This is a genomic window from Hazenella coriacea, assembly GCF_004341825.1.
Lineage (GTDB): Bacteria > Bacillota > Bacilli > Thermoactinomycetales > Thermoactinomycetaceae > Hazenella > Hazenella coriacea.
Genome location: NZ_SMAG01000001.1, coordinates 683,736 through 710,711, shown reverse-complemented (window position 1 = coordinate 710,711; position 26,976 = coordinate 683,736). Strand labels below are relative to the sequence as shown.

Sequence of the window (26,976 nt, the reverse complement as noted above, 5' to 3'; positions counted from 1 at the left end):
AGTTGGGCACTCTAGAGAGACAGCCGGTGAAAGCCGGAGGAAGGTGGGGATGACGTCAAATCATCATGCCCCTTATGTCCTGGGCTACACACGTGCTACAATGGCTGGTACAATGGGTCGCTATCCCGCGAGGGGACGCTAATCCCATAAAACCAGTCTCAGTTCGGATCGCAGGCTGCAACTCGCCTGCGTGAAGCCGGAATCGCTAGTAATCGCGGATCAGCATGCCGCGGTGAATACGTTCCCGGGCCTTGTACACACCGCCCGTCACACCACGAGAGTTTGCAACACCCGAAGTCGGTGACGTAACCGCAAGGAACGAGCCGCCGAAGGTGGGGCAGATGATTGGGGTGAAGTCGTAACAAGGTATCCCTACCGGAAGGTGGGGATGGATCACCTCCTTTCTACGGAGTATCTTTATGATACATGACGAAACGAATTTTCTCTCTCAGGTCATGCTTTTACTCACTCTTTAGTTTTCAGGGAATACGTAAAAACCTCTAGTCTTTAAAAGGACTAGAGGTTTTTTTATTTCAAAAAATCCCTAACCATTGAGCGCCTAAAATAACTCCCCCTAATAGCCAAACATAGACGGCAAATCCCTTTAACGAGCCTTTCTGTAAGATGGAGATCATCCATTTGACAGCCATATAGCCAAATACTGCGGAAAGTGCTGTTCCGATTAGCAAGCTACTGAGTGGCAACATTTCTGATCCACCTTCAAACAATTTCTTTCCTTGTAACAGAAAGGCACCTGTAATAGAAGGGATGGAGAGAAGAAATGAAAAATAGGCAGCAGTCGCTTTATCAATATTACGAAAAAGGGCAGTAGCAATGGTAAGTCCTGATCGGGAAAGGGCTGGCATGATCGCAGCCCCTTGAAAGATTCCGATCCAAATGGCATCTTTGTACTGAATCTGCTCTAACTGTTTAAACCCACGATCTTTTCGTGCATCAGCAAACCATAATACAATTCCAGTTATAAGAAACTCCCACCCGATCGTGACTCCTGTTTGCGAGACTGCTTCAAAAAAATCCTTGAAGCAAAGACCGATGATGACGGTGGGGATGGTTCCAACGATGATTAAACGGCTGAGGCGACTCCAAGGATTGCGAATGATGGAGATGATTTCACGCCAGTAAACAGTTAAGACTGCAAGTAGAGTACCAAAGTGAAGCATCGTATCTAGAAAAAGCCCCGCTTCGTCTAGTCCAAAAAGATGACGTCCTAGGTATAAATGGCCTGTACTACTGATCGGTAAAAACTCAGTCAAGCCTTGAATAATTCCTAAAATAGCAGCTTCTAACCAATCCAATACTGATTCACCCTGTCTGCGTATAAAATTCAAACAGACGAGAGGAGTTTCCCCACTTGTTGAATGATATCTGTGATCGGAGTAGTCTCATCATAGATCCCATGAATTTCGCCTTGTTGATTAATTAATACACTAGCTGGAACAGAAGTAATTCCATAGGCATCGTATGTTTCACACCCTTGATCTTTGAGGATCGGAAACTGATATCCCATCTGTTGAGCAAACGTTTGGACACGCTCAGGTTCTGCTTCTCGACCTGTAACGTTAATCGTAAGAAAGCATAGAGAAGGATGATTGTAAGAACGATATAAGAGATTTTTCCGAGGTAAGGTTTGTTGACAAGCTGGACACCAAGTAACCCAAAATTCCAACCAGATTATTTTTCCGAGCATAGACTTCAAGGAATAATTTTTCCCATGGAGGTCTTGTAATTCAAACCTTGGAGCTGTTGGAAGCATAGTAAGATCTTCTCCTTTGATGATGAAATGTTATGATCGTCTTCGATTAAAGACGGATCGAAACTAATCCTATAAATAGGAGAATGAGTGAGATGGTTTGAACGAAAGAAAGTCTTTCACGATAGATCAGGATCGATAGAAGAGCTACAATCAGGCTGTTGGTAGCAAAGATTGGTGCAACGATACTTGCTGGTCCTTCTTCCAAGGCAATGGCATAAATTTGCATTCCTCCAAAGCTAAAGATCCCAGAAGCGAGTCCCCATCCAAGTCCAGTTTTTACTTGTGATCTAGTTCGTGCTTCTTTTTTGCGTAGGATGGCAAATGTAAACCAGACGAGTCCAAACAGATAACTGATAAATAAAATCGTGGCATTTGGTAGCTTCATCTCTTCTGTGATTTTAAGTCCACCATTTCGTAAAAAGAAGAGTAGCGTAGCTGTTAATACTAATACATACCATCGGATATTACGAATACGTAAATCTTCATTGGGATCAATGGGCAACAATACAACTGCACCAACTAGTAGAGCAACTCCCAATGTTTCAGATATGCTCAAGCGTTCCCCATATAAAAGAATGGATAACCCGATGGTGAGAACAATGTTACTGTTTACCAATGGTGAGGTTAAGCTGGCAGGGCCGTAGTCTAGTGCCTTCATAAACAATAGGTTCCCGATTGCAGAACCAAAACCAATCACGATGCCAGCGATCCAGATCGGTAACGAAAAAGTAACGACATTGGTTTGAAATATCCACCATAAAAAACAAAGCGTTCCTGAAAGATAAAGACCCCACAGCAAGTGATCCGTGGAACCGCGTTTCGCAGAGCTGACTTTCATCATAAAGCCAGCTAAGCCGAATGAAACAGAGCTAAGTAATGCGAAGATAAACCACATGATGAATGATCCTCTCTACATAATGAAGTCCATTTATTATAACTTGTGTTCTTTTTTTCATCCATCTTGAGGTTGTCTCTGTATATTCCATGTGTATGTAGTAATTGGACAAATATTATTTAAAGCAAACGGACTCATTCGGAAAGTTGACACCGTATGTAGTAAATGGGCATGCTACAATTGAAGCAAGGAATCTAACATGGAGGAAGAGAGTCCATGCATATGGAGACATTAAAACAAGAGTCAGAACAATTAGTAGGGCATCGTCTACCTAAAGAGACGTTTATGGATTTTACGCATCCTAATAACCGTATGCTAGTAGGTGTCACATGCTTAAGAGCCGGATTTGTGGATGTAGCCTATCATTTATTTTCATCCATTGCTCAAGAGGGCCCCAAAGAGAATCCCAACCACCAGTTTGCGTTTGTACGTAGCTTAGTTGAAATGGCAGAGATTGACGCAGAGCGGGAAAACTTTTCCCTTGCTGCTGAATCGATGAAGCGAGCTTTAGAAGAGTTTCCTGAATCGATGAGCTATATGATGAGTCGGGTTCATCTAGAAGTTTATCTTACCTATTATTTGTATCTATCTGGTGAAAAAGAAGTCGGGATGCAAAGGATTCAAGAAATTGTGGAGCGGGAAAAACAGCAGTTTGTTGAATTACCTAGAAAAGATGCGGTCAGCTTGATCGGACCGGGACTTTGTTATGCTATTCATCAATGGTCGCTTTTTCTGGCCCTTGAAGGAGAATGGGAACTAGCGATTGATCAGTTTAAAGAAATGGTGCCTTATACAGTTAATATAGACTCTGAGAAGTGGGATGAAGCAGAGCGAATCAGGCAGGTTGGTACCGCAGAAGAAGCTTATCATGCTTATGTCAGTGCAGTCCAATATAATGATAATCAAAGCTAGTGGAAAGGGGAATGAGTCATGAAAACTTCTACACAGATCGCTCTAAAAGATTGGGCAGTAGCAATTGAAGCATTAGGTTTAGGGAAACAGATTCTTTTGATGCGTAAGGGAGGAATTCGTGAAGAAACACGACATTTTGAGTTGCAAAGCGATGAATTTTTCTTATATCCAGCTTATGAACATCAAAAGGAAGAATTATTAAAACCTGAATTTCAAGGTGAAGTTGCAAAAACTCTTAAAAACTGGTCCAAAGATGACCAAACAACCACGATTAAGTACTATGCAAAATTATATGAGGACATTGAAGTGATGGATGAGAATGCTCTACGTCGTTTAGCACCTACTCATATTTGGACAGACAATTTTGCGACAGAGAGACTCAAGTGGAAAAAGACCCTTCCTCTCCATCTTCTATTAGTGCGAGTGTATCGGTTGGATCAACCTGTAGAAGTGGAAATTCGCCCGGAATATAATAGTTGTAAATCTTGGCATATGTTTCCCGAGAACTTACAATCTTTATCCGCAGAGCCAGTTCTGACAGACGAAGAATTTATGACCCAAGTAAATAAAGTTAAAGAACTTTTAGCCAAGGTTACACCTTAATTAGACCTAACTCTTCAAAAAAAGAGGATCTTAGCTTTCACGCAAGATCCTCTTTTCCCTTTAAACAGTGTTTATGTATGAGTTTACTTAGTCCTCATTTTTTACTGTTAATACTTGATTTTCAATTTCTAAAAGGATTTCATCGAGAGTCATTTGTTCTTCAACATAGACTTTCATTAACTTAAATAAAATATCTTGATTTTCTTCAGGGATTTCTAGAGCATTTAACATACTTTGAAAGGGGTCAAAATAACGGTGGATGATATGAATGCTACTTGAATCAAACATGCTTTCTAACTGAGTGGTTTTAGCATAAACATCCTTTAGCATGATAAGAATAATTGCAATCAATTGTCTTTTTTGTTGGTCCATTTGAGCACCTTCTATTCGGATTTTTAAATTATGATTATTTGATATTATAACAAACTCTTTGCAGTTTCTGTACTGTTTCAATTGGACCGTTTTTGTAGAGGTGTGAAAAAAGGCGAATTTCATAACTTTTATTAGTAAAAAAATATTTTTTTAATAGGGAGGGATCATTATTGAAAGCGGTTCTGATCAAACAACCTGGAGGAGTCGAACAGCTTTTGTTTGGAGAAGTTCCGACACCAAAACCTCAAAAAGATGAAATTTTGGTCAAAGTAAAAGCAACGGCATGTAACCGAGCAGATATCTTACAGAGAAAAGGAAAATATCCGCCTCCTTTGGGAGCGAGCCCCATTCTTGGTTTGGAAATGGCTGGAATCATTGAAGAAGTTGGGGAGAAGTGTCGAAGTGATTGGAAGGTGGGGGATCGTGTATTTGGATTGTTGCCAGGAGGTGGCTATGCTGAGTATGTAACGATCCCAGGAACCTTAGCGATGCCTATTCCTGATTCTCTTTCTTTTGAGCAAGCAGCTGCCATTCCAGAAGTTTATCTCACTGCATTTCAAGCTTTGTTCTGGGTAGGGCGTTTACAACGCAAAGAAAAGGTACTCATTCATGCAGGAGCTAGTGGAGTAGGAACTGCTGCCATTCAGCTGGTTAAACAGAATGGTTCTAAAGCGATCGTCACTACGGGTTCAGAAACAAAGTGTCGAGCATGTCTAAAGTTGGGGGCAAGTCACGCTTTTAACTATAAAAAAGAACCATTTTCCAAAAGAGTATTACAAGTGACTGAGGGAAAAGGTGTCGATCTCATTCTTGATTTTGTAGGAGCTGCCCATTGGGAACAAAATATAGATGTCTTACAAGTAGATGGGCGGCTAGTGTTAATTAGTACTCTGGGAGGAGCCAAAGTCCCAACGTTTAATCTCGCCAAAATAATATCCAAACGACTGCAAATTACAGGAACTACTTTACGAACTCGAGATCATGCCTATAAAGCAGAACTAACTCATCAATTTTCTTCTTATGCCTTACCTCTTTTTCAAACAGGAGAGCTGAAGCCAGTGATTGATCGTATTTTTTCTTGGGAGCATGTCAAAGAAGCTCATCAATATATGGAGCAAAATAAGAATATTGGGAAGCTCATCCTCCGTATGACTTAGATTAAAGGGAACTGCACCTTTTGTATAACCCTCCATCCTGATGAATGGTTCAAAAAACAACTGGGTAAGATAGCAAGGATGAATTTGAAGGTTAAGGAGGCATCGTACAAAATGGAAGGTTCAATGATTCAGCAATCTTTACAAGAATATAAAGAAGGTGTTGGGAAGTTAGTTAAACAACTTCCTGATGTAATTGGTAAGTATAATCAATTTACGGAAACTTGTTTTGCTGAAGGGGAGTTATCTACCAAGATGAAACATCTAATTGCTTTGTCGTTAGGTGTTTATAGTAATGATGAATATTGTATCATTTATCATACCAAGGGTGCTGTTGATCAAGGGGCTAGCGAACAGGAAATATTAGAAGCAGCCACCGTTAGTAGTGCATTTGCAGGTGGAATGGCCATGTCACAAACTGTTACACTTGTACAAGATGCATGTAACCAGTTTCAAAATAGAAATATCCACTAAGAATGAAGACCACCTATGGAAAATTAGGTGGTTTTTTGAACTTGTTTATTTTATTTACAGTATTATATATGCCGATTAAATACATATGATGAAAATAATAATAGTAGATCGTATATTTTATTGAAAAATTATATAAATATTTTTAAATAAAAAATGTTTGACTCCATGGGTGGTTTGTCTTTAATCTTATGATTTGAAAAAATGGATATAAGGTATATAAGAAAGGAAGAGATATTTTTATTACACGAGCACTAGTAAATGAATAACTATTTATTTCCTTTATTCGCCAAACTAATCTAGTTGGTTTGATAATAAATGAAATGTTCTCTTGAATGGTGAATGAAAGACCGAGTACAATGATTTTAGAGATATTTTATAATTAGAAAATTTTTTGTTAGGGTGATTATCATTGTCGCAAACATACTCGCAAGTTTGGGATCTAGATGTTATTTTTCCTGGAGGTAGTACCTCGAGCTCTTTAGACCAACATTTGAAAGCAATTAAAAGAGATTTTCCAGCTCTGAAGGAGAAAATTTTGGAATTAGATATCACAACGGATGATATTGATGCTTCTGAGTGGATTCATTGTATTAATGGATTTCAGGAAATAAGCGGGAGGATTTCAGAGGCTAGTGCATTTATCAGTTGTTTAAATGCACAAAATGCTCGAGATGAGCAAGCACAGTTATTAAGAGGGAAAAGTACACAGTTATTAGCTTGTTTACAATCAGTTCAAACTTCGTTAGAAAGTAAAATTACTAAGCTTACAGACCAAGCGTGGAATCGTTTAATTGATGATGAAAGGCTTCAGCCCATCTCTTATCAGCTGTCCGAGATTCGAACATTGGCTAGGAAGAAATTATCAGCTGAACAAGAAGCGTTGGTCAGTGATTTGTCTGTAGATGGTTATCACGCTTGGGGCCAAATGTACAATAAGATTGTTGGTCAAATTCAAATTCCTATAGAAGAAAATGGGGAGGTGGTTCACCTTTCAGCAGGTCAAGCGGCTAATAAAATGGATCACCCAGATCGCTCCGTTCGTCAAAAGGTTTTTAAAGCATGGGAAGCTGCTTGGCAACAGGAAGCACCCATTCTCTCTACGGTATTAAATCACCTTGCAGGTTATCGTCTTCAATTATACAAACATCGTGGTTGGGATTCCTTTTTAAAAGAGCCTTTAGATGATAATCGGATGAAGAAAGAAACTTTAGAGGTCATGTGGTCAGCGATTGAAGATGCTAAACATCAATTAATCCCTTATTTGGAGAGAAAAGCTGGGCTTTTAGGAGTTAAACGATTAAGTTTTTCAGATGTTTATGCTCCTCTTCCAGGTGATCAAACATCGTTTACTTATGAAGAAGCTGCTCAATTTATCTTCGAGCAATTTAAAACATTCCATCCAGATATGGCTCATTTTTCAAGAAAAGCATTTGAACAACGCTGGATTGAGGCAGAAGACCGCCCAGGAAAACGACCAGGAGGTTTTTGTACCAGTTTTCCATTGAAAAAACAAACGAGAATCTTTATGACGTTTGCAGGGACAAGTAATAATGTTTCTACACTTGCTCATGAATTAGGTCATGCTTATCATCAATATGTGATGACAGATTTGCCGTTGATGGCACAGAAATATGCGATGAATGTAGCTGAAACAGCTTCTACCTTTGCTGAGTTACTAGTAACAGATGCAGCGATTAAACAATCTCAATCGAAAGAAACAAAAATCACTCTTCTTGAAGAGAAACTCCAACGAGCTGTTGCTTTCTTCATGGATATTCATACACGCTTCTTATTTGAAACTCGTTTCCATGAAGCTAGAAAGCAAGGACCAGTCAGTGCTGATGACCTATGCTCATTGATGATTGATGCACAGAAGGAAGGATTTGCTGGCATCCTTGATGATTATCATCCTCACTTTTGGGCTTCCAAACTTCATTTCTTCAATACTTATGTTCCTTTTTACAATTTTCCATATACATTTGGGTTTTTATTTAGTATGGGGATCTATGCTCAAGCTTTATCTGAAGGTGATTCGTTTGCGGAGAAGTATGTTCAACTACTTAGAGATACAGGAAGTATGACAGTTGAAGATCTTGCTATGAAACATTTAGGAGTAGACCTTACTCAGAGACACTTTTGGGATCATGCAGTTCAATTAGTTCTTGCAGATGTTGAAGAGTTTCTTGCTTTGACAGAGTCATGAATTGAAAGTAGATTTTTGGTGAACCCCCAGGTAATTAGGTAGAACCTTGAAAAAATAATACCTTATAGGTTATTGACAACCCATGTTGACAGGGGTAACATGATGGAGGAAGTAAATATTACCTTTGAGCGCCATTCCAAATTCGCTGAGTCCATCTGGAGCGGGGGAACCATTTTTGGGGTGAATCCTGTGAACATGAGCAGGTAGGGTTATCTCTCAGTAAAGACCCGAATCCGTCAGCTAACCTCGTAAGCGTTTCGAGAGAAGAGTGGGGGTTATTTTTCGTGGCAAACAGCCAGCAGAGTTATTAACCACTCTGGTGGTTTTTTTATGCACAAAAATATAATGAACCCCTTTGGATAAGGGGGATTAAGGAGTTTTTGCGCATGCCAAGTCAACAAGCTGGTTACTTATTCTCAAGAGAAATTACCCCTCTGATTATCCCGAAAGAACAGGTGGTAGTCATCGATCCAGATTGGTCATTGGAACGAGCGTTATTGGTATTAACTCGGAAGGGGACCAACTCGGTTCCAGTGATTAATCAATTGGGTCAAGTAGAGGGATTAATCGGTAAAACGGAAATTCTTGACTTTATGCTTCGTTTGGGGACAGGTAATGATATCGACTTTTCTAGCTTAAGTAAACATAAAGTGTATGAAGCTATGGATTTAAACCATTCCGGGATTCTAGCCAATTCAATATTTTCATTCGCTTTTGAAGTGCTAGTTAACCGTTCTTATATTCCGATTATCGATATCAAAGGTCAATTTGTAGGAATTTTAACACGTAAAGTGATGATGGAAAAAGTGATTGAGTATTTTAAAGAAGAGTATATGGAAACCGTTGCAAATCGCTCATAAAGAGTTTGTGATTACCCATAAGGGTTAATGTTGTAGAGTAATATTATAAAGACCAACCCATTTGGTAGATGGGTTGGTCAAGAATATTAATATAAAGCAAGAAGCTTTTCTACTAAAAGAACAGAAAAGAATACATATATGTTATCGTTATAATTTTGTGTTGATCTATTATCGTTTAAAATGATTTTTGAAGAAATTTGATTCTAAAATCAAACATGGAAGGGGAATAGATAATTAGATAATAGATGAGGGCGTGGCGAAGCGCGAAGATGAAAAAAGGAAATGTATGAGAACGAAGCTTCGCAAACATGATGATGGTTGATTACTTGCTCATTTCTCCATTCAAGAGTTCTTCAAGCGATTGAAACTGAGAAAAGTGTTGAAAGTAATCCATGATCTCATCCCAATAAACCATATCCCAATGCTTATTTAGTGTTTGAGCGATCATCTTTGAATATTGAATCCAACTGAACAATGTAAATGGAATTAGTGGTGCATCGAAATCTTCTTCATAGGAGGTAATCATACACGATTGTAATTCCGTGTAGACGTTTCGATAGATGAGCTGTTCAATGAGCTCTGGAAGGTTTGGTGCTGCTTTGACGAGTGCTCGTTTGCTTTTCCAAATGGTTAATAGACGCTTTTTCATAAAACTTGCTAGGTATCGCTCTTGATCCTTTTTTTCTAAGGAAACACGAATTTTGGTCGTTCGATCTGCTACTCCCGAATGATGTGCAAATAGCGAAGAATACAAGGGTACAGTTGGTACAGAAAAATCATCTAAACAAACTAGATCATGTATTTCGATGGGAGAATGATGAATCTGGGGGGGAATCTGGGCTCTCCCGGACTTAGGAAATGAGTAGTTTTTCATTTTATACGCCTCCTACAAGAGCGGCTTCTAGGTCGGACAAAAACATTGGTTATAATAAATAAAATAAAGAGAGGAACAATGGATAAGTACAATTTGATTTTAAATTTTTCCTAAATTCAAAATCAAATACAAATAAATCATATACCCATATTTTGCAATAAAATTGGCAGAAGGGCAAGGGGACAAACTTTATTAAGTCAGTAAAATAGGAAGAAAAAATAAGGATATTTTGTGAACTTAAAAAGTACAGCGTTTTTATACATTCTCGAACATATGTTCTTGTATTATAATTAATAGTTGGATGTTTTTTGGGTGAAGAGTTCACCTTTCTAGTGTATCAGAGATCCACAGATAGTATTCATAAAAAAGTATGTCCTCCATCACATTTCATATATTAAAATAGAGGAAGGATTTGTTAAAACCAACAATATGATGGAGGAATTTCATGCTACTAAAAATAGGCGAAGTGATGGGGAAGATTCTTTTTCTAATCCTTTTATTTACCATCATTTTTGCATTACCTGTTAGCTTTTTTATGGATGAGCTATTGTTATCGGGGATTTGGCAAAATATTGCTTTTGTTATTGCAGTCCTCACGATGTACACTCTATTTGAAACAAAACGAGGTTGGTCTTTGGGATTACAACAGAGTCAGCCAATTCTCCATTTTTTTAAGGGAGCAGGACTGGGGATTCTGCTTATGAGTCTTGCTTTTGGATTTATCCTCCTTTTAGGTGGAGCTAAAATAGAAGGGTTTGATGGATCTTTAGTGTTTTGGAAGGCATCTAGTTCTTTCCTAGCTCTTTTTGTCATGGTGGCAATTGGTGAAGAGGTTGTTTCACGAGGTTATATACAGGGGTTGTTGCGCTATCGATTTTCCACAATGATAGCTTGGATTGTCTCTTCGCTCTTATTTGCTTTAATGCATTCACTTAATCCAGGAATTTGGGAAGCTGCATTTCCCATTATCAATCTTTTTTTGGCTGGGATTTTGTTTGCGGTCTATCGAGATGTATCTGGAGGAATTTGGGGACCCATTGGGCTTCATTTTACATGGAATTTCTTTCAAGGTCCCATTTTTGGTTTTCGTGTGTCTGGATTGGAAAATACTTCATTGATTCAGATGGAACCTCATGGTTCTGCTATAATTTCAGGGAGTAATTTTGGTGCAGAAGGTAGTTTACTGGTTACAGCGATTTTAATCGGAGCTATATTATGGTACAGAAGAAAGTTTTATTTAATGCAGAAAAAAGAAACGAATACAGCGGATTTATAATAACTTATGATATTTGCAGATGAATGATTTTTACTTGAGCTACTGTAAAATAATGAAATAACCCTTCTGTTAACGGAACAGAAGAGTTGGAAACTACTTTTTAACGAATGAGAATCTTACTCATAGATCTTTTAAGAATGTTTGCAGAGTAACGAAGTTTTTCCTTTTCTCTTAAAGGAAGATTTAATTCAATAATTTCTTGAACCCCCGTTCGATTTACAACTGCGGGTACACTGATATAGAGATTACGAAGATCATACTCACCTGATAATAAGCAGGAGACAGTAAGGACGGAGTGTTCATCGTGAAGAATGGCACGGGTGAGACGAACTAATCCCATAGCTTCTGAGTAAAAAGGAATTCCTTTTCTCTCTGTGATATGAAGTGCAGTATCTCGCACATTTTCGAATATTTGGTCCAGTTCTCTCTGAGATGGGCCTTTATCTGTTTTTAGATGATCAGCGATGGATCTTCTCCCTATATCAGCATGACTCCACACAGGAAATTCAGTCTCCCCTTGTTCTCCCATAATATAGGCATGTACATCGATTGGATTGACTTGGTATACTTGTCCCAGAAGATATTTTAATCGAGCGGTATCCAGAATCGTGCCCAAGCCTATAATCCGATTAGAGGGTAAGCCCGAGTATTTCCAACTGACATAGGAAAGAATATCGGTAGGATGGGTAGCGATTAGAAAGATACCATCAAAGCCGCTGGCCATGACGTGATCTACAATATCACGAATCATCTGGGCACTTTGTTCCAATGAATCATCTTGTGTTTCATCTAGTAACGGGTCAGCGCAAGTGGTTATGACAACAATGTCAGCATCTTGGCAATCCGTATAGTCACCAGCCCAGATTTTGATGGGATGGGCAAATGGGAGTCCGAAATTGAGATCCATGGCATAACCTTCTGCTTTTTCATGATTTTGATCAACTAGCACCAACTCTTCACAAAGTCCCTGATTCATCATCGTAAAAGCATAGCTAGTACCGATCAAACCTGTCCCGACAACGACAATTTTACTCCCCCTACTCCTGAACGTTAACATATCGAATCATCCCTTCACTCCTTGTTCAACTACGAACACGAATACTCATAAAAACAAAACTACTTTACGTATCTTTTAGCATGTTCTTAGTTAAAAACGGTCTATTTTCTTCGTTTCATTATATAACAGAACCGGTTAGGGTTGTTTTACCGATATGTGAAACTATTCACATTCGCAGGGCGGTTTCTTTAAATTGTTTAAACTCCTTCTTAAATACTTCACAATTGGCTTTATTTTGAGATGATGATACATAAAATAGCTAATCACTTTTGATGATGCGAAGCGATTAGCTATGGAGAAGGAAGGTCAAAGAAGGAAGTGTGATCTAATCGTTACTTTCTATTTCATTAGATTTCCCGTTCTTGTTGGAGGACAGATTAGATTCATCAACTTTTACAAACCAACCGTCACCGATCGAGCGATAATTAGGGCGGTTCTTTTTATGAAGGGGACAAAATTGGCATCTCCCTCCAGGTCGGTGTTTATAACACTCGATACAGCGAATCGGATTCATATGGAAGATCTCCTTTATGAGGATCATCGTTTTAATCATTAGGACTTTAATGTTAATTAGGCATGAAATTGGTGTTTTGTCAATAGGTGTAGGAAATAATACAAGCAACTGTACATTCTTCTCTTGATATAGGAATACATGTAGAGTAGAATGAAATGAGAATCATATGATAATCACTTTAAAAAGGGTCTATCATGTGGTTTTTGGTTTTACTTGTAGGGCCCTTTGTTCTTAGGGTTGACATCTGCTAGTCTCCGTTGATGTCTAAGGAATCATCGGTTTATGAATAAGACGTAAAACTTTGATGGAGGAATGAAAGGTATGCCAACAGCGCCAAAGTTAACAATAAAAGACTTACATGTCTCAATCGATGAAAAGGAAATTTTGAAAGGGGTTAACCTTGAAGTCAAAGGCGGCGAAGTCCATGCAATCATGGGACCGAATGGAACAGGAAAAAGTACACTCGCCTCAGCTTTGATGGGACATCCTCGTTATGAAGTAACAGGTGGTCAAGTCACAATCGATGAAGAAGATTTGCTTGAGATGGAAGTGGATGAAAGAGCACGTGCAGGACTGTTTCTTGCCATGCAATATCCAAGTGAGATTAGCGGAGTGACCAACTCTGACTTTATGCGGAGTGCGATCAATGCTAAACGTGGTGAAGGTAATGAAATTTCTTTGATGAAGTTTATTCGTGAGATGGATAAAAAGATGGCTACGCTAGAGATGGATGAAAAATTTGCAACTCGTTATTTGAACGAAGGATTCTCTGGTGGAGAGAAGAAACGAAATGAAATCTTGCAAATGATGATGATTCAGCCACGTATCGCTATTCTTGACGAGATTGACTCTGGTTTGGATATTGATGCTTTGAAGGTTGTAGCAAGTGGAGTTAATTCGATGTTAAGCCCTGAGTTTGGAGTCTTAATTATTACTCACTACCAACGTCTACTCAATTATATTAAGCCAGATCATGTTCACGTATTTATGCAAGGACGGATTGTTAAGTCAGGTGGCCCTGAGTTGGCAGAGCGGTTAGAAGCAGAAGGTTATGATTGGGTAAAAGAAGAGTTGGGTATTGAAGATGAAACTGTTGGTCAAAAGGCATAAGGGTGGTGTCATTGAAGATGAGTGTAGATGTAACGAAGATCCCATTTACCATTGATGAAGTCACACAACTCTCTCAATTGAACCAAGAACCTAAATGGCTTCTACAAAACCGCTTGGAAGCTTTAAAAGGTGCCACCAACTTACCTTTACCCAAGTTAGAAAAAACAAATATTGAACGATGGAACTTTACCAACTTTAAGGCTCTGAACCAAGAAACAAGTATTCAAAGTTTAGAAGGATTACCTAACACAATTCGTGAGTTTATCTTTGATGAAGCAACAGCTCAAGTATTAGTACAAAAAAACTCGAATGTTATTTTCCAACATATTTCCGAAGAGCTGTCCAAACAAGGTGTTATTTTTACAGATCTAGCAACAGCTGCTCGTGATCATGAAGATCTGGTTAAAAAGTATTTGAACCAAGGATTTAAGAAAGACGAACACCAACTAGCTGCTCTACATGCTGCATTACAATCGGGTGGAGCTTTTCTATATATCCCACGCAACATAGAATTGAAAGTACCGATCCAAGGCTTATTCTGGTTAGCTGGAGAACAAGCTGCGATCTTACCTCATATCCTCATCGTTGCTGAAGATCATAGTCGTTTAGACTTTGTGGCTAACTTTGTAGGAGAGCCCCATGACACTTCTACACTAAACAATAGTGTGGTTGAAGTATTTGTTGGTGCCAACGCACAGGTTCGGGTGGCTACAGTCAATCACTTGCCAAAATCAGTGGTCGATGTAACGTATCGTCGTTCCTATGTAGAGCGTGATGGTCACTTGGAATGGATTATTGCTGACTTAAGTGAGGGGCGAATCATCTCTGACAATACTACTCACTTGGATGGATCAGGTAGTACAGTCCATGTAAAAACTGTGGTGATGGGTGCTGACGAAATGCGTTCTAATGTAACCTCGTCGATTCAACATTGGGGTACTCATACAGCCAGTGATATTAATGCTCGTTCGGTGATGAAAGATGCTGCCTCTTGTATATTGAACAGTATTACCAAAATCGAAAGAGGTGCAACGAAATCAGATGGGCAACAATCTGGTAAAGTGCTGATGTTAAATAAACAAGCACGTGGTGATGCGAACCCGATTCTGCTCATTGATGAAAATGATGTAACCGCTGGACACGCAGCAAGTGTCGGACGGATTGATCCTTTACAAATGTATTACTTGATGTCTCGGGGAATTAGTCAAGCAGAAGCAGAAAAGTTAATTATCTATGGCTTCCTAGATGCTGTTATTTCTGAAATTCCTTCCGAATCTTTACAGAAACGGATTCACCAAGTGATTGAAAGGAAATTTCAATCATGAACGCGTTGAAAAAAGACTTCCCCATTCTTCATCAAGAAGTTCATGGACATCCGCTTGTTTATTTAGATAGTGCTGCTACGTCGCAAAAACCGTATCCAGTGATTGAGGCGATTGAAGCCTACTATAAAGGTTATAATTCCAACGTTCATCGTGGTGTTCATACGTTAGGAACCAAAGCAACAGATGCATACGAAGGTGCTAGAGAAAAGGTTAAAGATTTTATTCATGCACAATCAACCAAAGAGATCATTTTCACTCGTGGAACCACGACTGCAATTAATCTGATCGCTCAAAGTTATGCTCATCCCCGTCTTTCTGAGGGGGATGAGATCATCCTCACTCCCTCAGAACATCATAGTAATTTGATTCCATGGCAACAAGTAGCAAAGGCGACAGGAGCAACCCTGAAATATTTCCCACTTGAAGAAGATGGCGTGTTAGATATACAAAAAGTAAAAGAAACAATTACTCCGCATACTAAAATCGTCGCCATCCAACATATGTCGAATGTATTGGGAACCGTTCATCCGATTAAAGAGATTGCGTCCCTAGTTCATCAACAAGGTGGGATCATCGTTGTTGATGGTGCACAGAGTGTTCCACATATGAAAGTAGATGTTCAGGAACTAGATGTCGACTTCCTTGCTTTCTCGGGTCATAAAATGTGTGGACCTACCGGCATTGGTGTCTTATACGGGAAAGAAAAGTGGTTGGAACAGATGGATCCGATCGAGTTTGGTGGTGAAATGATCGACTTCGTTGACTTGTATGATTCAACGTGGAAGGAGCTCCCATGGAAGTTTGAGGGAGGAACTCCGATCATTGCAGGTGCCATCGGCTTAGGCGCGGCGATTGATTATTTGACTTCGATTGGGATGGATACAATTGAAAAACATGATCGTCATTTAGCAACATATGCATATGAGCGGTTGAGCGAGATCGAGGGAATTGCGATTTATGGATCTAAGCAAAATCGAACAGGATTAGTCACCTTTAATCTAGATAGTGTACATCCTCACGATGTAGCTACTGTACTTGATGCGGAGGGAATCGCCGTTCGAGCTGGACATCATTGTTGTCAACCTTTGATGCGGTGGTTAAATGTTTCAGCAACAGCAAGAGCTAGTTTTTATCTGTATAATGATGAATCGGATATTGATCAACTCGTCAAAGGTTTACTCAAGACAAAGGAGTATTTTGGACATGTCTTTAGATGATTTATATCGGCGTGTGATTATGGACCATTATCAACGTCCACGGAATCGAGGACAGCTTGAAGATGGTGCAATCACCATTGAGCTCAATAATCCTACTTGTGGTGATACGATTTCTCTACAATTACAAGTGGAAAATGGCAAGATCGAAGCAGCTAGGTTTACGGGAGAAGGTTGTTCGATTAGCCTCGCCTCTGCATCGATGATGACTGAGGCAGTAAAAGGCTTAAATGTAGATCAAGCCTTAGAGCTTGTAGATCTCTTTTCGAAGATGGTCCAAGGGGAAGAAGTGGATCTAGATAAATTTCCTCTTGAAGATATAGAAGCTTTAACCGGAGTTAGTAAATTTCCAGCACGGATCAAATGTGCAACTCTGGCATGGAAAGCATTAGAAAAGGGAGTACACTCCCATCAGTAATTTTAAATGATAAGGGGGATGAATCATGGCCAAGCAAATACCTGAACTCTCAGAGTATCAATATGGGTTCCATGATAAGGACGTTTCTGTTTTCCGCTCGAAACGTGGGTTGAGTCGTGAAGTCGTCGAAGAGATTTCACGGATGAAGGGCGAACCAGATTGGATGTTAGAGTTTCGCTTAAAATCATTAGAGCAATTTTACAAAATGCCGATGCCTAGCTCACTCAATAGTAAATGGTTTTCTCTTTTACCCGGGAAATTGGATGACTTGAACTTTGATGACATCACATACTATGTAAAACCATCTGAGCGTCAAGGGAAAACATGGGAAGAAGTACCTGAAGAGATCAAACAGACCTTCGATAAACTAGGGATTCCAGAAGCAGAGCAGAAGTTTTTAGCAGGTGTTTCAGCCCAGTATGAGTCGGAAGTTGTTTACCACAACATGCAAAAAGAGTTAGAGGATCAAGGGGTTATTTTCTGTGATACCGACACAGCCCTTCGCGAACATCCTGAACTTCTTAAAGAATACTTTGGAACAGTCATTCCTCCTGCTGATAACAAATTTGCAGCCTTGAACAGCGCGGTTTGGAGTGGCGGAAGCTTTATTTATGTCCCCAAAGGTGTGAAATGCGAAGTTCCATTACAAGCATATTTCCGGATTAACTCTGAAAACATGGGACAGTTTGAACGGACCCTGATCATTGCTGACGAAGGTAGCTTTGTCCATTACGTAGAAGGATGTACTGCTCCAATCTATAGTACAGACTCTTTGCATAGTGCGGTCGTAGAAATCATCGTAAAGGACAATGCTCGTTGTCGCTATACCACTATCCAAAACTGGGCTCCTAACATTTACAACCTAGTAACCAAACGTGCAGTCGCTGAACGTGGCGCTCATATGGAATGGGTAGACGGAAATATTGGTAGTAAATTAACGATGAAGTATCCAGCTGTTGTCATGACTGGAGAAGGAGCAAAAGCAGATATTCTATCGATCGCCGTTGCAGGTAAAGACCAACACCAAGATGCTGGGGCAAAAGTAACAGCACTCGCTCCTAATTGTACATCTACCATTATTTCTAAGTCGATCAGTAAACATGGTGGGAAAGTAACTTATCGTGGACTATCAAGCTTTGGTCGCAACTCAGCAGGCTCCAAAGCCAATATCAAATGTGACACCTTGATCTTAGATAATGAATCCACTTCAGATACCATTCCATACAATGAAATTAAAAATGATGACATTACCCTTGAGCATGAGGCTACCGTTTCTAAAGTGAGTGAGGAGCAACTATTCTATCTCATGAGTCGCGGACTTACTGAAGATGAAGCGACTCAGATGATCATCATGGGCTTTATCGAGCCATTTACCAAAGAATTGCCGATGGAGTATGCAGTAGAAATGAACCGTCTTATTAAGTTCGAAATGGAAGGTTCGATCGGATAATATACAATAACCCTTGTCACAACAGCGTTTGTGGCAAGGGTTATTTTTTGTTTTTGAGTCTGAGCTTCTTTTGTGGTGTTGTTGTCTCGTGTGTTGTTTGTATTATTACCATTAAACGGTTTTCTTTAATTAAAACAATAGTTTTTAGCTTTTAACCATAGTAATATATATATTGATATAATAAAATATTTCGACAAAGGTTTGGTGAATAACATTATGAAAAATCGCATTTGGTTGTACCTAGGTTTCATACTTATGTTGTCTGTCCTCCTAAGTGCATGTAGCCAACCAGCCTCAACTGATCAGAAAGAAACAACAACTGATATCAAAACATCCAACTCGGAGGCTCAAGAATCATCAAGCAATGAAAAAAAGCCAGAATATCTTCCTGATGATTTTCCACTTCCAACGGATGCTGAAATTACTACATCCCAATCCAATATGGAGGATGGGAAAAAATCCGCACTTCTCATCTTTAAAACTAAAGCAAGTATGACAGATGTAACAAAAATGTATAAGGAATATTTTAAAACCCAAAATCTATCGGATGACGCGCAAACATTCGATGATAAGAATATCATTATTCAAGGTATAAATGAGCATAAGAAGCACGATTGGTCCATAATTGGAGGTTCCCTGTCTAGCCAAGATGGTATCATTGAGTTTCAAGTTACTTGGGCTGAATTGTAATCCGACACTAATAGACAGTTAAGAGTTCGAAAAGGTGGATCTATCCACGTATTCTATCAGTCAACTGATCGTGGACTATCTAGATTTGATCGTAACTCTTCTGGTTCCAAAGCCAAAATGTGAGACTTTGATCTTAGATAATGAATCTACATCATTTTTGATTCCATACAATGAAATCAAAAATGATGATATTAGCCTTGAGCATGAGGCTACCGTTTCTAAAGTGAGTGAGGAGCAACTATTCTATCTCATGAGTCGCGGACTTACTGAAGATGAAGCGACTCAGATGATCATCATGGGCTTTATCGAGCCATTTACCAAAGAATTGCCGATGGAGTATGCAGTAGAAATGAACCGTCTCATTAAGTTCGAGATGGAAGGTAGTATCGGATAATATACAATAACCCTTGTTACAACAACATTTGTGGCAAGGGTTATTTTTTTTGAAAAATTATTTCCACCATGATAATTTAAAAATCACAGCTCTCTTTGCAGTTGTTTTACAATAAAAAACATTCTAGGAATCATCAGGGTATTTTCGATAAAGTAAATATTTTAATGGTTGTATTTTTTGGATCTAATAAATGTGTGAACTTTGGTAGCCAATTTCTAAAAACGGATAGGTTAGTTAAATTGAACGATTTGTAATAGATAGCTTTTTTTATGGAAAAATGTTAAAAAGAATAGTTGAAAATGAAAGATAAGCTCAGGCTTTAATTATCTCATATTGCAGAAAAAGAGTTTATTTTATAAAATGGTTATTCCAGAAATCGTTCTTTATTAAATGTCATTCGTTCGTAATTGATTGTGGTTTTTATTTATAAAAGTAATTGTCGTTCTTTACATTGTCATTTCGTTCGAATATAATGACTGTGGAGGTGCTTGTTTATGCGGTACTCAATTGAAATAGGTAAAATAGTTGAAGGTGCACTGAAATATAATCAAACAATGGTTTTGAATTATACAAAGCAGCTTATTCAGAAATTGCAGGAAGATGGAGAAACAAGAGCTGTAAATAAATTTTCTAAACTATTAAATGGTAAAAAAAAATCAACTTTAACAGCAATGGGAAACAATAAAGAAATGAGTGTACCTGTAGATTCTGAATCAAGAACGACACTTGCAGAAGTCATTTATCCAGATTTAAACGATGTAGACGTAATATTATCAAAGAATAATGTTGAAAAACTAGAATCGTTTATATTGAGTTATAAAAATGCAGACAAGTTGAATGAGATGGGTATAGGAGTTTCTAATACTTTGTTATTATATGGCCCTCCCGGTTGCGGTAAAACAAAAAGTGCTTACTTAATTGCAAAGGAATTAAATTTACCGCTTGTAGTAGCTAGATTAGATAGTATTATATCTTCCTATTTGGGGACAACTGCTAAGAATATTCGGACATTATTTGAGTTTGCACAGAAAACACCATGCGTTTTATTTTTGGATGAATTTGATGCTATTGCTAAAGCCCGAGATGATGGAAATGAATTAGGAGAACTGAAACGAGTTGTTAATAGTTTGCTACAAAATGTTGATTCTATGAGTAAGGATAGTTTATTATTAGCGGCAACTAATCACGAGAATCTTCTTGATTCAGCTGTTTGGAGAAGATTTGATTATAAATTAAAAATTGATTTACCAGATCAAGAATCTATTCTTAAAATGATTGAATTATTTATAAAAAGTGGTTCTCAATTTACAAAAAGAGACAAAAATGAGCTGTCAATCGCTTTTTTAGGTCTTAGTGGGTCTGAAATTGAAGAAATTATAATTAAAGCAATACGAAATTCTATAATTTTTGAGAAGGGATTTACAAAACAGTCAATATTTGATGAGTATTTTATTTTTAGAAATTTAACTTTACAAAATGCAAATACCGAAAGGGATTTGTTGAAAAAGAAAGCTAAATTTTTAAGGAGCTGCGATGGAAAAGTCTTTAGTTATTCAATTATTTCAAGGATATTGGGTGTTTCAAAGACTATGGTAGCTACTCTATTAGGAGAGGAGAATGATGATTAGTGAGTAGAAAGAATTTACCAATAAAATTGGTTATGCAGAAACAGACAGATATTAAAAGAAATACAGGGGGAGGTGGGAATAAGTTTTTTGGAGAAGTAACATCTGAGTTGCAAACTAAACTTATTGATAAATTTAATGATGTACTCGAATATTATGAAGATGTGTTTAGTGAGAACAAAAATATCCCTGCAGTAGGTAAAATAGTAATGAAACCGAATGCTATTGCTAAATCACATAAACCAGTGGATCTTTGTCGAAATTGCCCAATAATAGGTTCTGAAGATTTGGATGAAATATATATCAAACTAACAAAAACATCTATTGAAAAAACAGTGAGCTTGATACAAAATCCAACCTCTAAAAAAATCAGGGCAAATATGACTGCTATTTCAGATGTTAAACCAATCACAGTACAGGATAAAATATCTAAAGGGTTAAGTGGGATTTCAGAGCAACATCAATTCGAAGTTGTAAAGTCAAAGATTAAAATAAAGTGGTTTGACTTCGATGATGATTACGATAATGAACAAGTTATAAATTATATTAAAAATAAAATAGATTTACTTGGTTTTTCGAAAAACTTAAAAATAATCCAGTATGGTGAAGATATAAAGTATATTAAAGTTGAAGTTGAGAGTTATGATGATATATTAAAAATTGCTGATATAAATGGTATTAAGTCAATTGATTTTTTTCAAGAGTACTCATTGCCTTCAAATCGAAAAATTCCAACTGATCTAGATGGAATTTTGAATGAAGTTTCGATAGAAAATTCAGAAACTATTATAGGTATTATAGATAGCGGAATAAGTTCTGATAATGAATTTCTAGCTCCATATGTTTTGCATAGGGAAGAATATGTTGCTAAAGAATATCAAAATCCAAGTCATGGTACATTTGTTGCTTCGACTATTATATTTGGAAACGAGTTAAATAATATTTATACAGAAAATAACAAGAGATTTAAACTTGTAGATATTGTTGCTATACCTAATGGAAATGAAGAATATGGATTAACTGATTCGATTGGTGAAGAGGAGTTAATGGAGATAATTGAAGACGTTATGAATAAATACTCCGGAAATGTAAATATATGGAATTTATCATTAGGGATTGAACAACAAGTTTGCCAAGGAAGCATGTCAGATTTAGGAATATTTTTAGATTATATTCAAGATGAATACAAGGTACAGTTTTTTGTTTCAAGTGGAAACTTGAATGAACCACCATTAAGAAGTTGGCCCCCAAAAAGTAATATTGATGTTAGTGATAGAATAGTTGCACCTGCAGACTCAGTAAGAGCAATAACTGTAGGTTCTCTAGCACTAAAGGAGTCTAAAAATTCATTAGTGAAAAAACATGAGCCATCACCATTTAGTAGGAGAGGACCTGGTGCTAATTATATTGTGAAGCCAGACGTAGTTGATTTTGGAGGGAACATAGATAATAACCATAATATATCAGGGTTAGGAGTCGTGGGGCTAGATTCTCAAGGTAATATCGTGGAAGGAGTGGGAACAAGTTATTCCAATCCTAGAGTAGTTCAAAAGTTTGCTTCTGTATACGATGAAATGATAGAGAAAGATTTGTTACTTGCTAAAGCACTGACCATTCATTCAGCTAGAATGAATTCACGTGAATTGTTAGATGTAAGTCAAAATAATATAAATTATTATGGATTTGGTATGCCTTCAGAAAATGCTAACGACATTCTTCAATCTAGCGAGAATGAAATTACCTTAGTTTTTAAACAAAGACTTATCGAAGGCACATATTTAGAATTATTTGATTTCCCATACCCAACTTCTTTAATTAGAAATGGAAAGTATTTTGGCGAAATTTGTATGTCACTTGTTTATTCACCGAAGTTAAATAGAAATTATGGAACTGAATATTGTAGAAGTAACATCGATGTCAGTTTTGGAACATACGAACTCAGTGATGGCGAAAGTCCTAAGTTTAAAGGACAAGTCCCATTAGAGAGATCTTGGCATGATAAATTTGAGAAAGAAAGGGTTGAGAATGGATTTAAATGGAGTCCAGTGAAATCTTACTTTAGAAGAATTACTAATGGTCTCGATGTAAAAGATGGATGGAAGTTGCGTATTGACATGACATCTAGGAGTGGGGAGATTATCGAAGAACTTGAGTTTGTTTTAATTGTAACAATTAAAGATGTAGAAGGAAGTGATATTTATTCTGAAGTGTTGAATGGTTTAAGAGAAAAAGGTTATATTACTAACGATTTAGAAATTAAGCAACACATACGTTATCGTCAGTGATGGTGCACTGTTATGATTATTATATGTTGATTAAAAAGCGTGTCTCAATTTTAAGCGCGTTTTTTAATTTTGAAATAAAACTTTGAAAATGTTCAGGAGGAAATAATACTGAATATAGTAATTTTAGCAGAGAAACTGAGTCAGACAAGAGATTATGCGAAAACTTTAAGAAAACAAATAGTAAAGTTGAGTATATTGAAATTTATGGTGATGAACATTTTAATGGAAAAGCATAGAGCTAGCTCTTTCTATACGTATAATACTTCTTGCAATATTTTCTCCCTCACGATTTGGATCAGTTATAACAATAATTTCGGTTGCTTCATTCAATAATTTCTTCACCACGTTAAACTGCTTTCTCTTTGAAGGAGAAACAGTAAATTTAAATTTTTTGGTAACATCGGAAGGAGATTTATCGACCATTTCTCCCTTTCAGGGTTGCATTCTTTCGGTTGAACAAGTTCTACCAAATGCCCAACTCCGCAAGTTAAAAGGTTGCCAAAAGGCATAGATAGAATCTTAACAGTAAAAATGGGAAGGTTTTACTAATGCCTTGATCAAGGAATTTATCGCCTGGAGACACAAAGACTCTTGTGTTACACAAAAGAATTGAAGACCTAGAATTACCCTGGGTAGAAAACAGCTAGAAATTGAAATATTAATTGTTACATCTATGTTTGTGGCAAGGGCTATAGTGTTTTTATTTCCAGCGATTACTCATCGGATGTTGACATTGCAGTTATGTGAACTCGAGGAAAATCACTCAACATATAAAAACAAGCGAAGAGAATAATCATTTTCTTCGCTTGTTTCGTTTTAAGGGATATTTTAGACAGTCCCCTTATTAAATATTATCGTATGCAACAATTTCTTAGTATGCTGCTTTGAAAATATTAATAATATCTTGTTCTTTACCTTGAATTGGGTTGCTTATAGCATTACCATCTTCAAGAGAGAGTTTTGCCATTTTTTCGAAGTCTTCTTCTTTAACACCTAGATCACGTAGGCTAGATGGAATGTTAACATCTTCGGATAATTTACGGATCGCTGCAATTGCTTTATCTGCCGCTTCACGAACGGATAAGCCTTCAATATTTTCACCCATGAATTCTGCAATATCGGCAAACTTCTTAGGGTTTGAGATAATATTGAATTCTTCAACGTGCGGAAGCAAGACAGCGTTTGCAACACCGTGTGGAATATCATATAAACCACCTAATTGGTGTGCCATCGCATGAACATAACCCAAACCAGCGTTGTTAAACGCCATACCAGCTAATAGTGAAGCATGAGCCATGTTTTCACGTGCTTCGATATTTTTACCATAAGCGACTGCTTGACGTAAGTTGGTAGAAATTAATTTAATCGCTTGGATCGCCATTGAATCTGTTACTGGGTTTGCTCCTAAAGAAACATATGATTCTATCGCGTGTGTTAAAGCATCCATTCCTGTAGCTGCTGTTAAGCCAGCAGGTTTACCAACCATTAATTCAGGGTCATTAATAGATACGAGTGGTGTGTTTCTCCAGCTTACGATAACGAACTTGACTTTCTTTTCTGTATTTGTAATCACACAGTGACGCGTTACTTCACTTGCAGTACCAGCAGTTGTGTTCACACATACAATTGGAGGAAGTGGATTTGATAATGTTTCAATTCCTGCATAATTTTCATAAAGATCCCCTTCATGAGTCGCAGCAATTCCAATTCCTTTTCCACAGTCATGGGAACTTCCGCCACCAACAGTGACAATTAAATCACAATTTTCATCTTGAAATACTTTAAGTCCATCACGAACATTCGTGTCTTTTGGATTTGGCTCTACTTCATCATAAAATGCGTAGGAGATCCCAGCTTCATCTAATGATTCTGTTACTTTTTCTACGGGACCTCCAGGTAAGGAACGTAAGAAACCATCTGTTACGATTAGAGCTTTTTTACCTCCAAGAATTTTACAGCGTTCACCAGTCACTTTTACAGCACCACGACCGAAAAAGTTTACATTAGGCATAAAAAAGTCATACATATGTAGGTCCTTCTTTCTGTGGAGTTTATATTATTAGTCTTAACGCCATATTTTGTTAGTAGTATGGTGTCAATATAACCTTATTATACAGCTTAATATTACGAGTGACACATATGTTCCCTTATTAAAATAACTGTGACTGTTCACCGAATTGGGATATTCAAAAATTGCATTCTGAATTCTTTTTTTAGCGAAGGTCCCATTTAAAATGGAATGCATTATTTTAATCGTATAAGGTGATATAGTCATTTTATTCATTAAATAACGCCCTTTTCGCCCTTTTTTAAATATGGTAAAATAAAAGAATCTTCTTTAACGTAGAGGATAAATCTCAATGGGCTCTTTATTAAGAATCGTTTTTTCTCTGGCAATATATGTGAAGAAAGGAAGTTTCGGATAGATGGAAGCGATACAAATAGAGAAAATTGTTAAGGAACATTGTGAAAACTTCCCGTTTTCGGGTGCCATTCTGGTTCAAAATGATGAACATACGATTTTTGAACAGGGCTATGGTTATGCAAATCGAAGTGAACAAATCCCCAATACACCCCATACAAGATTTGGTATGGCATCTGGCTGTAAGATTTTTACCTCAGTAGCTATTTGTCAACTGGTTGAAAAAGGACTTTTAACCTTTGATACATATATTAAAGATTGCCTAGATATCTCTTTTCAAAACTTCGACCCCAACATTACGATTCATCATTTATTAACCCATACTTCAGGGATCCCAGATTATTTTGACGAAGAAGTCATGGACGATTTTGAAGAATTATGGAAAGAAGTACCTATGTACTCAATCCGTTGTCCTAAAGATTTTTTACCCATGTTTCAAAGTGATCGTATGAAATTTAAACCTGGAAGTGAATTTTCTTACAGTAATTCAGGATTTATTTTACTTGGATTGATTGTAGAGAAAATGACGGGAAAATCCTTTCCGAAGTATGTGGAAGAAAATATCTTCCGCGTTTGTGACATGAATGACTCTGGATATTTTCGTATGGATCAATTACCTGAACGAACAGCGCTAGGTTATATTGATAGTGAAGATGGTAGTAGTTGGCGAACGAATATCTATTCCGTTCCGGTTGTGGGGGGACCCGATGGTGGGGCTTTTACAACCGTTCATGATCTAGCAAAGTTTTGGAACGCTTTACTAAATACGAAACTATTGAACAAAGAGTATACAGATCAACTACTTACCCCACACATCCATAATGATGGTGATTTTTACTATGGATATGGTGTTTGGATTTTGAAACGTAATAATGAAGTATTTAAATGCTTTATAAGTGGAAGTGATCCTGGAGTAGGATTACAATCATCGGTATTTATTAAATCTAGAATACAGTCACATATAGTGGCAAATAACGATAGTAAACCAGGAATGATCGGAAGAGAAATTAATGGACTACTTTGAGTGAGCTATATGATCTGAATATGGAAGGCTGGGATGAGTATCTCTCAACAA

Annotated in this window: 25 protein-coding genes, 1 rRNA gene, 1 pseudogene and 1 riboswitch; of the genes and pseudogenes, 18 read left to right on the top strand and 9 right to left on the bottom strand. The window is 37.6% G+C overall.

The features are described from left to right. Positions 1 to 404: ribosomal RNA gene (locus EDD58_RS03330) — 16S ribosomal RNA — on the top strand; the annotation flags it as partial. A 129-nt stretch (positions 405 to 533) separates the two neighbouring features. Here EDD58_RS03330 and EDD58_RS03325 read toward each other — a convergent pair. From EDD58_RS03325 to EDD58_RS03315, 3 genes are read right to left on the bottom strand one after another with little or no spacing between them, the layout of a single operon-like run. Then, complete coding sequence (locus EDD58_RS03325; protein ID WP_131923401.1) at positions 534 to 1,316, bottom strand: undecaprenyl-diphosphate phosphatase; 783 nt, start codon at positions 1,314 to 1,316, stop codon at positions 534 to 536. 29 nt (positions 1,317 to 1,345) lie between these two features. Next, positions 1,346 to 1,774, bottom strand: a complete 429-nt coding sequence (locus EDD58_RS03320) for a TlpA disulfide reductase family protein (RefSeq protein ID WP_131923400.1) — start codon at positions 1,772 to 1,774, stop codon at positions 1,346 to 1,348. Positions 1,775 to 1,820: 46 nt separating this feature from the next. Then, positions 1,821 to 2,669: a DMT family transporter gene (locus tag EDD58_RS03315; protein WP_131923399.1), complete on the bottom strand. Its 849-nt coding sequence runs from the start codon at positions 2,667 to 2,669 to the stop codon at positions 1,821 to 1,823. 216 nt (positions 2,670 to 2,885) lie between these two features. Here EDD58_RS03315 and EDD58_RS03310 point away from each other — a divergent pair, with 216 nt between their 5' ends. Both EDD58_RS03310 and EDD58_RS03305 read left to right on the top strand, forming a co-directional pair. Further along, positions 2,886 to 3,581, top strand: a complete 696-nt coding sequence (locus tag EDD58_RS03310) for a hypothetical protein (RefSeq protein WP_165875771.1) — start codon at positions 2,886 to 2,888, stop codon at positions 3,579 to 3,581. Positions 3,582 to 3,599: 18 nt separating this feature from the next. Beyond that, positions 3,600 to 4,184 (top strand): DUF1802 family protein, encoded by a 585-nt coding sequence (locus EDD58_RS03305; RefSeq protein WP_131923397.1) that lies wholly within the window; start codon positions 3,600 to 3,602, stop codon positions 4,182 to 4,184. A gap of 87 nt (positions 4,185 to 4,271) precedes the next feature. On the opposite strand, the gene EDD58_RS03300 is transcribed toward EDD58_RS03305, so the two are convergent. Then, entirely contained in the window at positions 4,272 to 4,556 is a 285-nt protein-coding gene (locus EDD58_RS03300) for a hypothetical protein (RefSeq protein ID WP_131923396.1), read from the bottom strand. Positions 4,557 to 4,726: 170 nt separating this feature from the next. On the opposite strand from EDD58_RS03300, the gene EDD58_RS03295 reads away from it, so the two are divergent. From EDD58_RS03295 to EDD58_RS03280, 4 genes are all read left to right on the top strand, one after another. Beyond that, the gene (locus EDD58_RS03295; protein WP_131923395.1) at positions 4,727 to 5,713 is read left to right on the top strand and encodes an NAD(P)H-quinone oxidoreductase; all 987 of its coding nucleotides are present in this window, start codon (positions 4,727 to 4,729) and stop codon (positions 5,711 to 5,713) included. Between the two features lie 111 nt (positions 5,714 to 5,824). After that, on the top strand, positions 5,825 to 6,184 hold the full coding sequence (locus EDD58_RS03290) for a carboxymuconolactone decarboxylase family protein (RefSeq protein WP_131923394.1): 360 nt from the start codon (positions 5,825 to 5,827) through the stop codon (positions 6,182 to 6,184). Between the two features lie 409 nt (positions 6,185 to 6,593). Continuing rightward, entirely contained in the window at positions 6,594 to 8,387 is a 1,794-nt protein-coding gene (locus tag EDD58_RS03285; RefSeq protein ID WP_131923393.1) for a M3 family oligoendopeptidase, read from the top strand. Positions 8,388 to 8,520: 133 nt separating this feature from the next. Then, positions 8,521 to 8,658: riboswitch (cyclic di-AMP (ydaO/yuaA leader) on the top strand. Between the two features lie 115 nt (positions 8,659 to 8,773). Then, entirely contained in the window at positions 8,774 to 9,247 is a 474-nt protein-coding gene (locus EDD58_RS03280; RefSeq protein ID WP_131923392.1) for a CBS domain-containing protein, read from the top strand. A gap of 322 nt (positions 9,248 to 9,569) precedes the next feature. Here EDD58_RS03280 and EDD58_RS03275 read toward each other — a convergent pair whose 3' ends face one another. Beyond that, positions 9,570 to 10,121 carry a hypothetical protein gene (locus EDD58_RS03275; protein WP_131923391.1) on the bottom strand — a complete coding sequence of 184 codons (552 nt, stop codon included), beginning with the start codon at positions 10,119 to 10,121 and terminating at the stop codon, positions 9,570 to 9,572. 445 nt (positions 10,122 to 10,566) lie between these two features. Between EDD58_RS03275 and EDD58_RS03270 the strand changes: the two genes are divergently transcribed. Then, on the top strand, positions 10,567 to 11,397 hold the full coding sequence (locus tag EDD58_RS03270; protein WP_131923390.1) for a CPBP family intramembrane glutamic endopeptidase: 831 nt from the start codon (positions 10,567 to 10,569) through the stop codon (positions 11,395 to 11,397). A gap of 100 nt (positions 11,398 to 11,497) precedes the next feature. Here the strand turns inward: EDD58_RS03270 and EDD58_RS03265 are convergent, their stop codons facing one another. Next, positions 11,498 to 12,454, bottom strand: a complete 957-nt coding sequence (locus tag EDD58_RS03265) for an L-lactate dehydrogenase (RefSeq protein WP_131923389.1) — start codon at positions 12,452 to 12,454, stop codon at positions 11,498 to 11,500. A gap of 325 nt (positions 12,455 to 12,779) precedes the next feature. Then, positions 12,780 to 12,968, bottom strand: coding sequence for a hypothetical protein (locus EDD58_RS03260; RefSeq protein ID WP_131923388.1), 189 nt, complete (start codon positions 12,966 to 12,968; stop codon positions 12,780 to 12,782). Positions 12,969 to 13,289: 321 nt separating this feature from the next. On the opposite strand from EDD58_RS03260, the gene sufC reads away from it, so the two are divergent. The 9 genes and pseudogenes from sufC (at position 13,290) to EDD58_RS03215 (ending at position 23,479) form a co-directional block, all read left to right on the top strand. Then, complete coding sequence (gene sufC / locus EDD58_RS03255; protein WP_131923387.1) at positions 13,290 to 14,078, top strand: Fe-S cluster assembly ATPase SufC; 789 nt, start codon at positions 13,290 to 13,292, stop codon at positions 14,076 to 14,078. 17 nt (positions 14,079 to 14,095) lie between these two features. Further along, complete coding sequence (gene sufD, locus EDD58_RS03250) at positions 14,096 to 15,403, top strand: Fe-S cluster assembly protein SufD (RefSeq protein ID WP_131923386.1); 1,308 nt, start codon at positions 14,096 to 14,098, stop codon at positions 15,401 to 15,403. Next, entirely contained in the window at positions 15,400 to 16,620 is a 1,221-nt protein-coding gene (locus tag EDD58_RS03245) for a cysteine desulfurase (RefSeq protein ID WP_131923385.1), read from the top strand. Before sufD ends, EDD58_RS03245 begins: the two co-directional genes overlap by 4 nt. Next, positions 16,607 to 17,035 (top strand): Fe-S cluster assembly sulfur transfer protein SufU, encoded by a 429-nt coding sequence (gene sufU / locus EDD58_RS03240; protein ID WP_131923384.1) that lies wholly within the window; start codon positions 16,607 to 16,609, stop codon positions 17,033 to 17,035. Before EDD58_RS03245 ends, sufU begins: the two co-directional genes overlap by 14 nt. A gap of 25 nt (positions 17,036 to 17,060) precedes the next feature. After that, entirely contained in the window at positions 17,061 to 18,485 is a 1,425-nt protein-coding gene (sufB, locus tag EDD58_RS03235) for a Fe-S cluster assembly protein SufB (protein ID WP_131923383.1), read from the top strand. 216 nt (positions 18,486 to 18,701) lie between these two features. Continuing rightward, a complete protein-coding gene (locus EDD58_RS03230; RefSeq protein WP_207903238.1) occupies positions 18,702 to 19,175 on the top strand; it encodes a hypothetical protein in 474 nt (157 codons plus the stop codon). 115 nt (positions 19,176 to 19,290) lie between these two features. Beyond that, positions 19,291 to 19,569: pseudogene (locus tag EDD58_RS03225) on the top strand (SufD family Fe-S cluster assembly protein); the annotation flags it as partial. A 494-nt stretch (positions 19,570 to 20,063) separates the two neighbouring features. Beyond that, complete coding sequence (locus EDD58_RS03220) at positions 20,064 to 21,197, top strand: AAA family ATPase (protein ID WP_131923382.1); 1,134 nt, start codon at positions 20,064 to 20,066, stop codon at positions 21,195 to 21,197. Positions 21,198 to 21,229: 32 nt separating this feature from the next. Then, entirely contained in the window at positions 21,230 to 23,479 is a 2,250-nt protein-coding gene (locus tag EDD58_RS03215) for a S8 family peptidase (RefSeq protein ID WP_207903237.1), read from the top strand. Positions 23,480 to 23,698: 219 nt separating this feature from the next. Here the strand turns inward: EDD58_RS03215 and EDD58_RS03210 are convergent, their stop codons facing one another. Together EDD58_RS03210 and EDD58_RS03205 are read right to left on the bottom strand one after the other, a co-directional pair. Continuing rightward, a complete protein-coding gene (locus tag EDD58_RS03210) occupies positions 23,699 to 23,902 on the bottom strand; it encodes a toprim domain-containing protein (protein WP_131923380.1) in 204 nt (67 codons plus the stop codon). Positions 23,903 to 24,350: 448 nt separating this feature from the next. Next, positions 24,351 to 25,505 carry an iron-containing alcohol dehydrogenase gene (locus EDD58_RS03205; protein WP_131923379.1) on the bottom strand — a complete coding sequence of 385 codons (1,155 nt, stop codon included), beginning with the start codon at positions 25,503 to 25,505 and terminating at the stop codon, positions 24,351 to 24,353. Positions 25,506 to 25,905: 400 nt separating this feature from the next. Between EDD58_RS03205 and EDD58_RS03200 the strand changes: the two genes are divergently transcribed. Further along, positions 25,906 to 26,925, top strand: a complete 1,020-nt coding sequence (locus tag EDD58_RS03200) for a serine hydrolase domain-containing protein (protein WP_131923378.1) — start codon at positions 25,906 to 25,908, stop codon at positions 26,923 to 26,925. The last annotated feature ends 51 nt before the right edge of the window (positions 26,926 to 26,976 follow it).

Coding starts and splice junctions, on each gene's coding strand:
- sufB (WP_131923383.1), top strand. CDS start 17,061: ATGGCCAAGCAAATACCTGAACTCTCAGAGTATCAATATGGGTTCCAT.
- EDD58_RS03290 (WP_131923394.1), top strand. CDS start 5,825: ATGGAAGGTTCAATGATTCAGCAATCTTTACAAGAATATAAAGAAGGT.
- EDD58_RS03315 (WP_131923399.1), bottom strand. CDS start 2,669: ATGTGGTTTATCTTCGCATTACTTAGCTCTGTTTCATTCGGCTTAGCT.
- EDD58_RS03305 (WP_131923397.1), top strand. CDS start 3,600: ATGAAAACTTCTACACAGATCGCTCTAAAAGATTGGGCAGTAGCAATT.
- EDD58_RS03320 (WP_131923400.1), bottom strand. CDS start 1,774: ATGCTTCCAACAGCTCCAAGGTTTGAATTACAAGACCTCCATGGGAAA.
- EDD58_RS03270 (WP_131923390.1), top strand. CDS start 10,567: ATGCTACTAAAAATAGGCGAAGTGATGGGGAAGATTCTTTTTCTAATC.
- EDD58_RS03300 (WP_131923396.1), bottom strand. CDS start 4,556: ATGGACCAACAAAAAAGACAATTGATTGCAATTATTCTTATCATGCTA.
- EDD58_RS03265 (WP_131923389.1), bottom strand. CDS start 12,454: ATGTTAACGTTCAGGAGTAGGGGGAGTAAAATTGTCGTTGTCGGGACA.
- sufD (WP_131923386.1), top strand. CDS start 14,096: ATGAGTGTAGATGTAACGAAGATCCCATTTACCATTGATGAAGTCACA.
- sufU (WP_131923384.1), top strand. CDS start 16,607: ATGTCTTTAGATGATTTATATCGGCGTGTGATTATGGACCATTATCAA.
- EDD58_RS03220 (WP_131923382.1), top strand. CDS start 20,064: ATGCGGTACTCAATTGAAATAGGTAAAATAGTTGAAGGTGCACTGAAA.
- sufC (WP_131923387.1), top strand. CDS start 13,290: ATGCCAACAGCGCCAAAGTTAACAATAAAAGACTTACATGTCTCAATC.
- EDD58_RS03245 (WP_131923385.1), top strand. CDS start 15,400: ATGAACGCGTTGAAAAAAGACTTCCCCATTCTTCATCAAGAAGTTCAT.
- EDD58_RS03200 (WP_131923378.1), top strand. CDS start 25,906: ATGGAAGCGATACAAATAGAGAAAATTGTTAAGGAACATTGTGAAAAC.
- EDD58_RS03210 (WP_131923380.1), bottom strand. CDS start 23,902: ATGGTCGATAAATCTCCTTCCGATGTTACCAAAAAATTTAAATTTACT.
- EDD58_RS03260 (WP_131923388.1), bottom strand. CDS start 12,968: ATGAATCCGATTCGCTGTATCGAGTGTTATAAACACCGACCTGGAGGG.
- EDD58_RS03215 (WP_207903237.1), top strand. CDS start 21,230: ATGCAGAAACAGACAGATATTAAAAGAAATACAGGGGGAGGTGGGAAT.
- EDD58_RS03230 (WP_207903238.1), top strand. CDS start 18,702: ATGAAAAATCGCATTTGGTTGTACCTAGGTTTCATACTTATGTTGTCT.
- EDD58_RS03310 (WP_165875771.1), top strand. CDS start 2,886: ATGCATATGGAGACATTAAAACAAGAGTCAGAACAATTAGTAGGGCAT.
- EDD58_RS03280 (WP_131923392.1), top strand. CDS start 8,774: ATGCCAAGTCAACAAGCTGGTTACTTATTCTCAAGAGAAATTACCCCT.
- EDD58_RS03205 (WP_131923379.1), bottom strand. CDS start 25,505: ATGTATGACTTTTTTATGCCTAATGTAAACTTTTTCGGTCGTGGTGCT.
- EDD58_RS03275 (WP_131923391.1), bottom strand. CDS start 10,121: ATGAAAAACTACTCATTTCCTAAGTCCGGGAGAGCCCAGATTCCCCCC.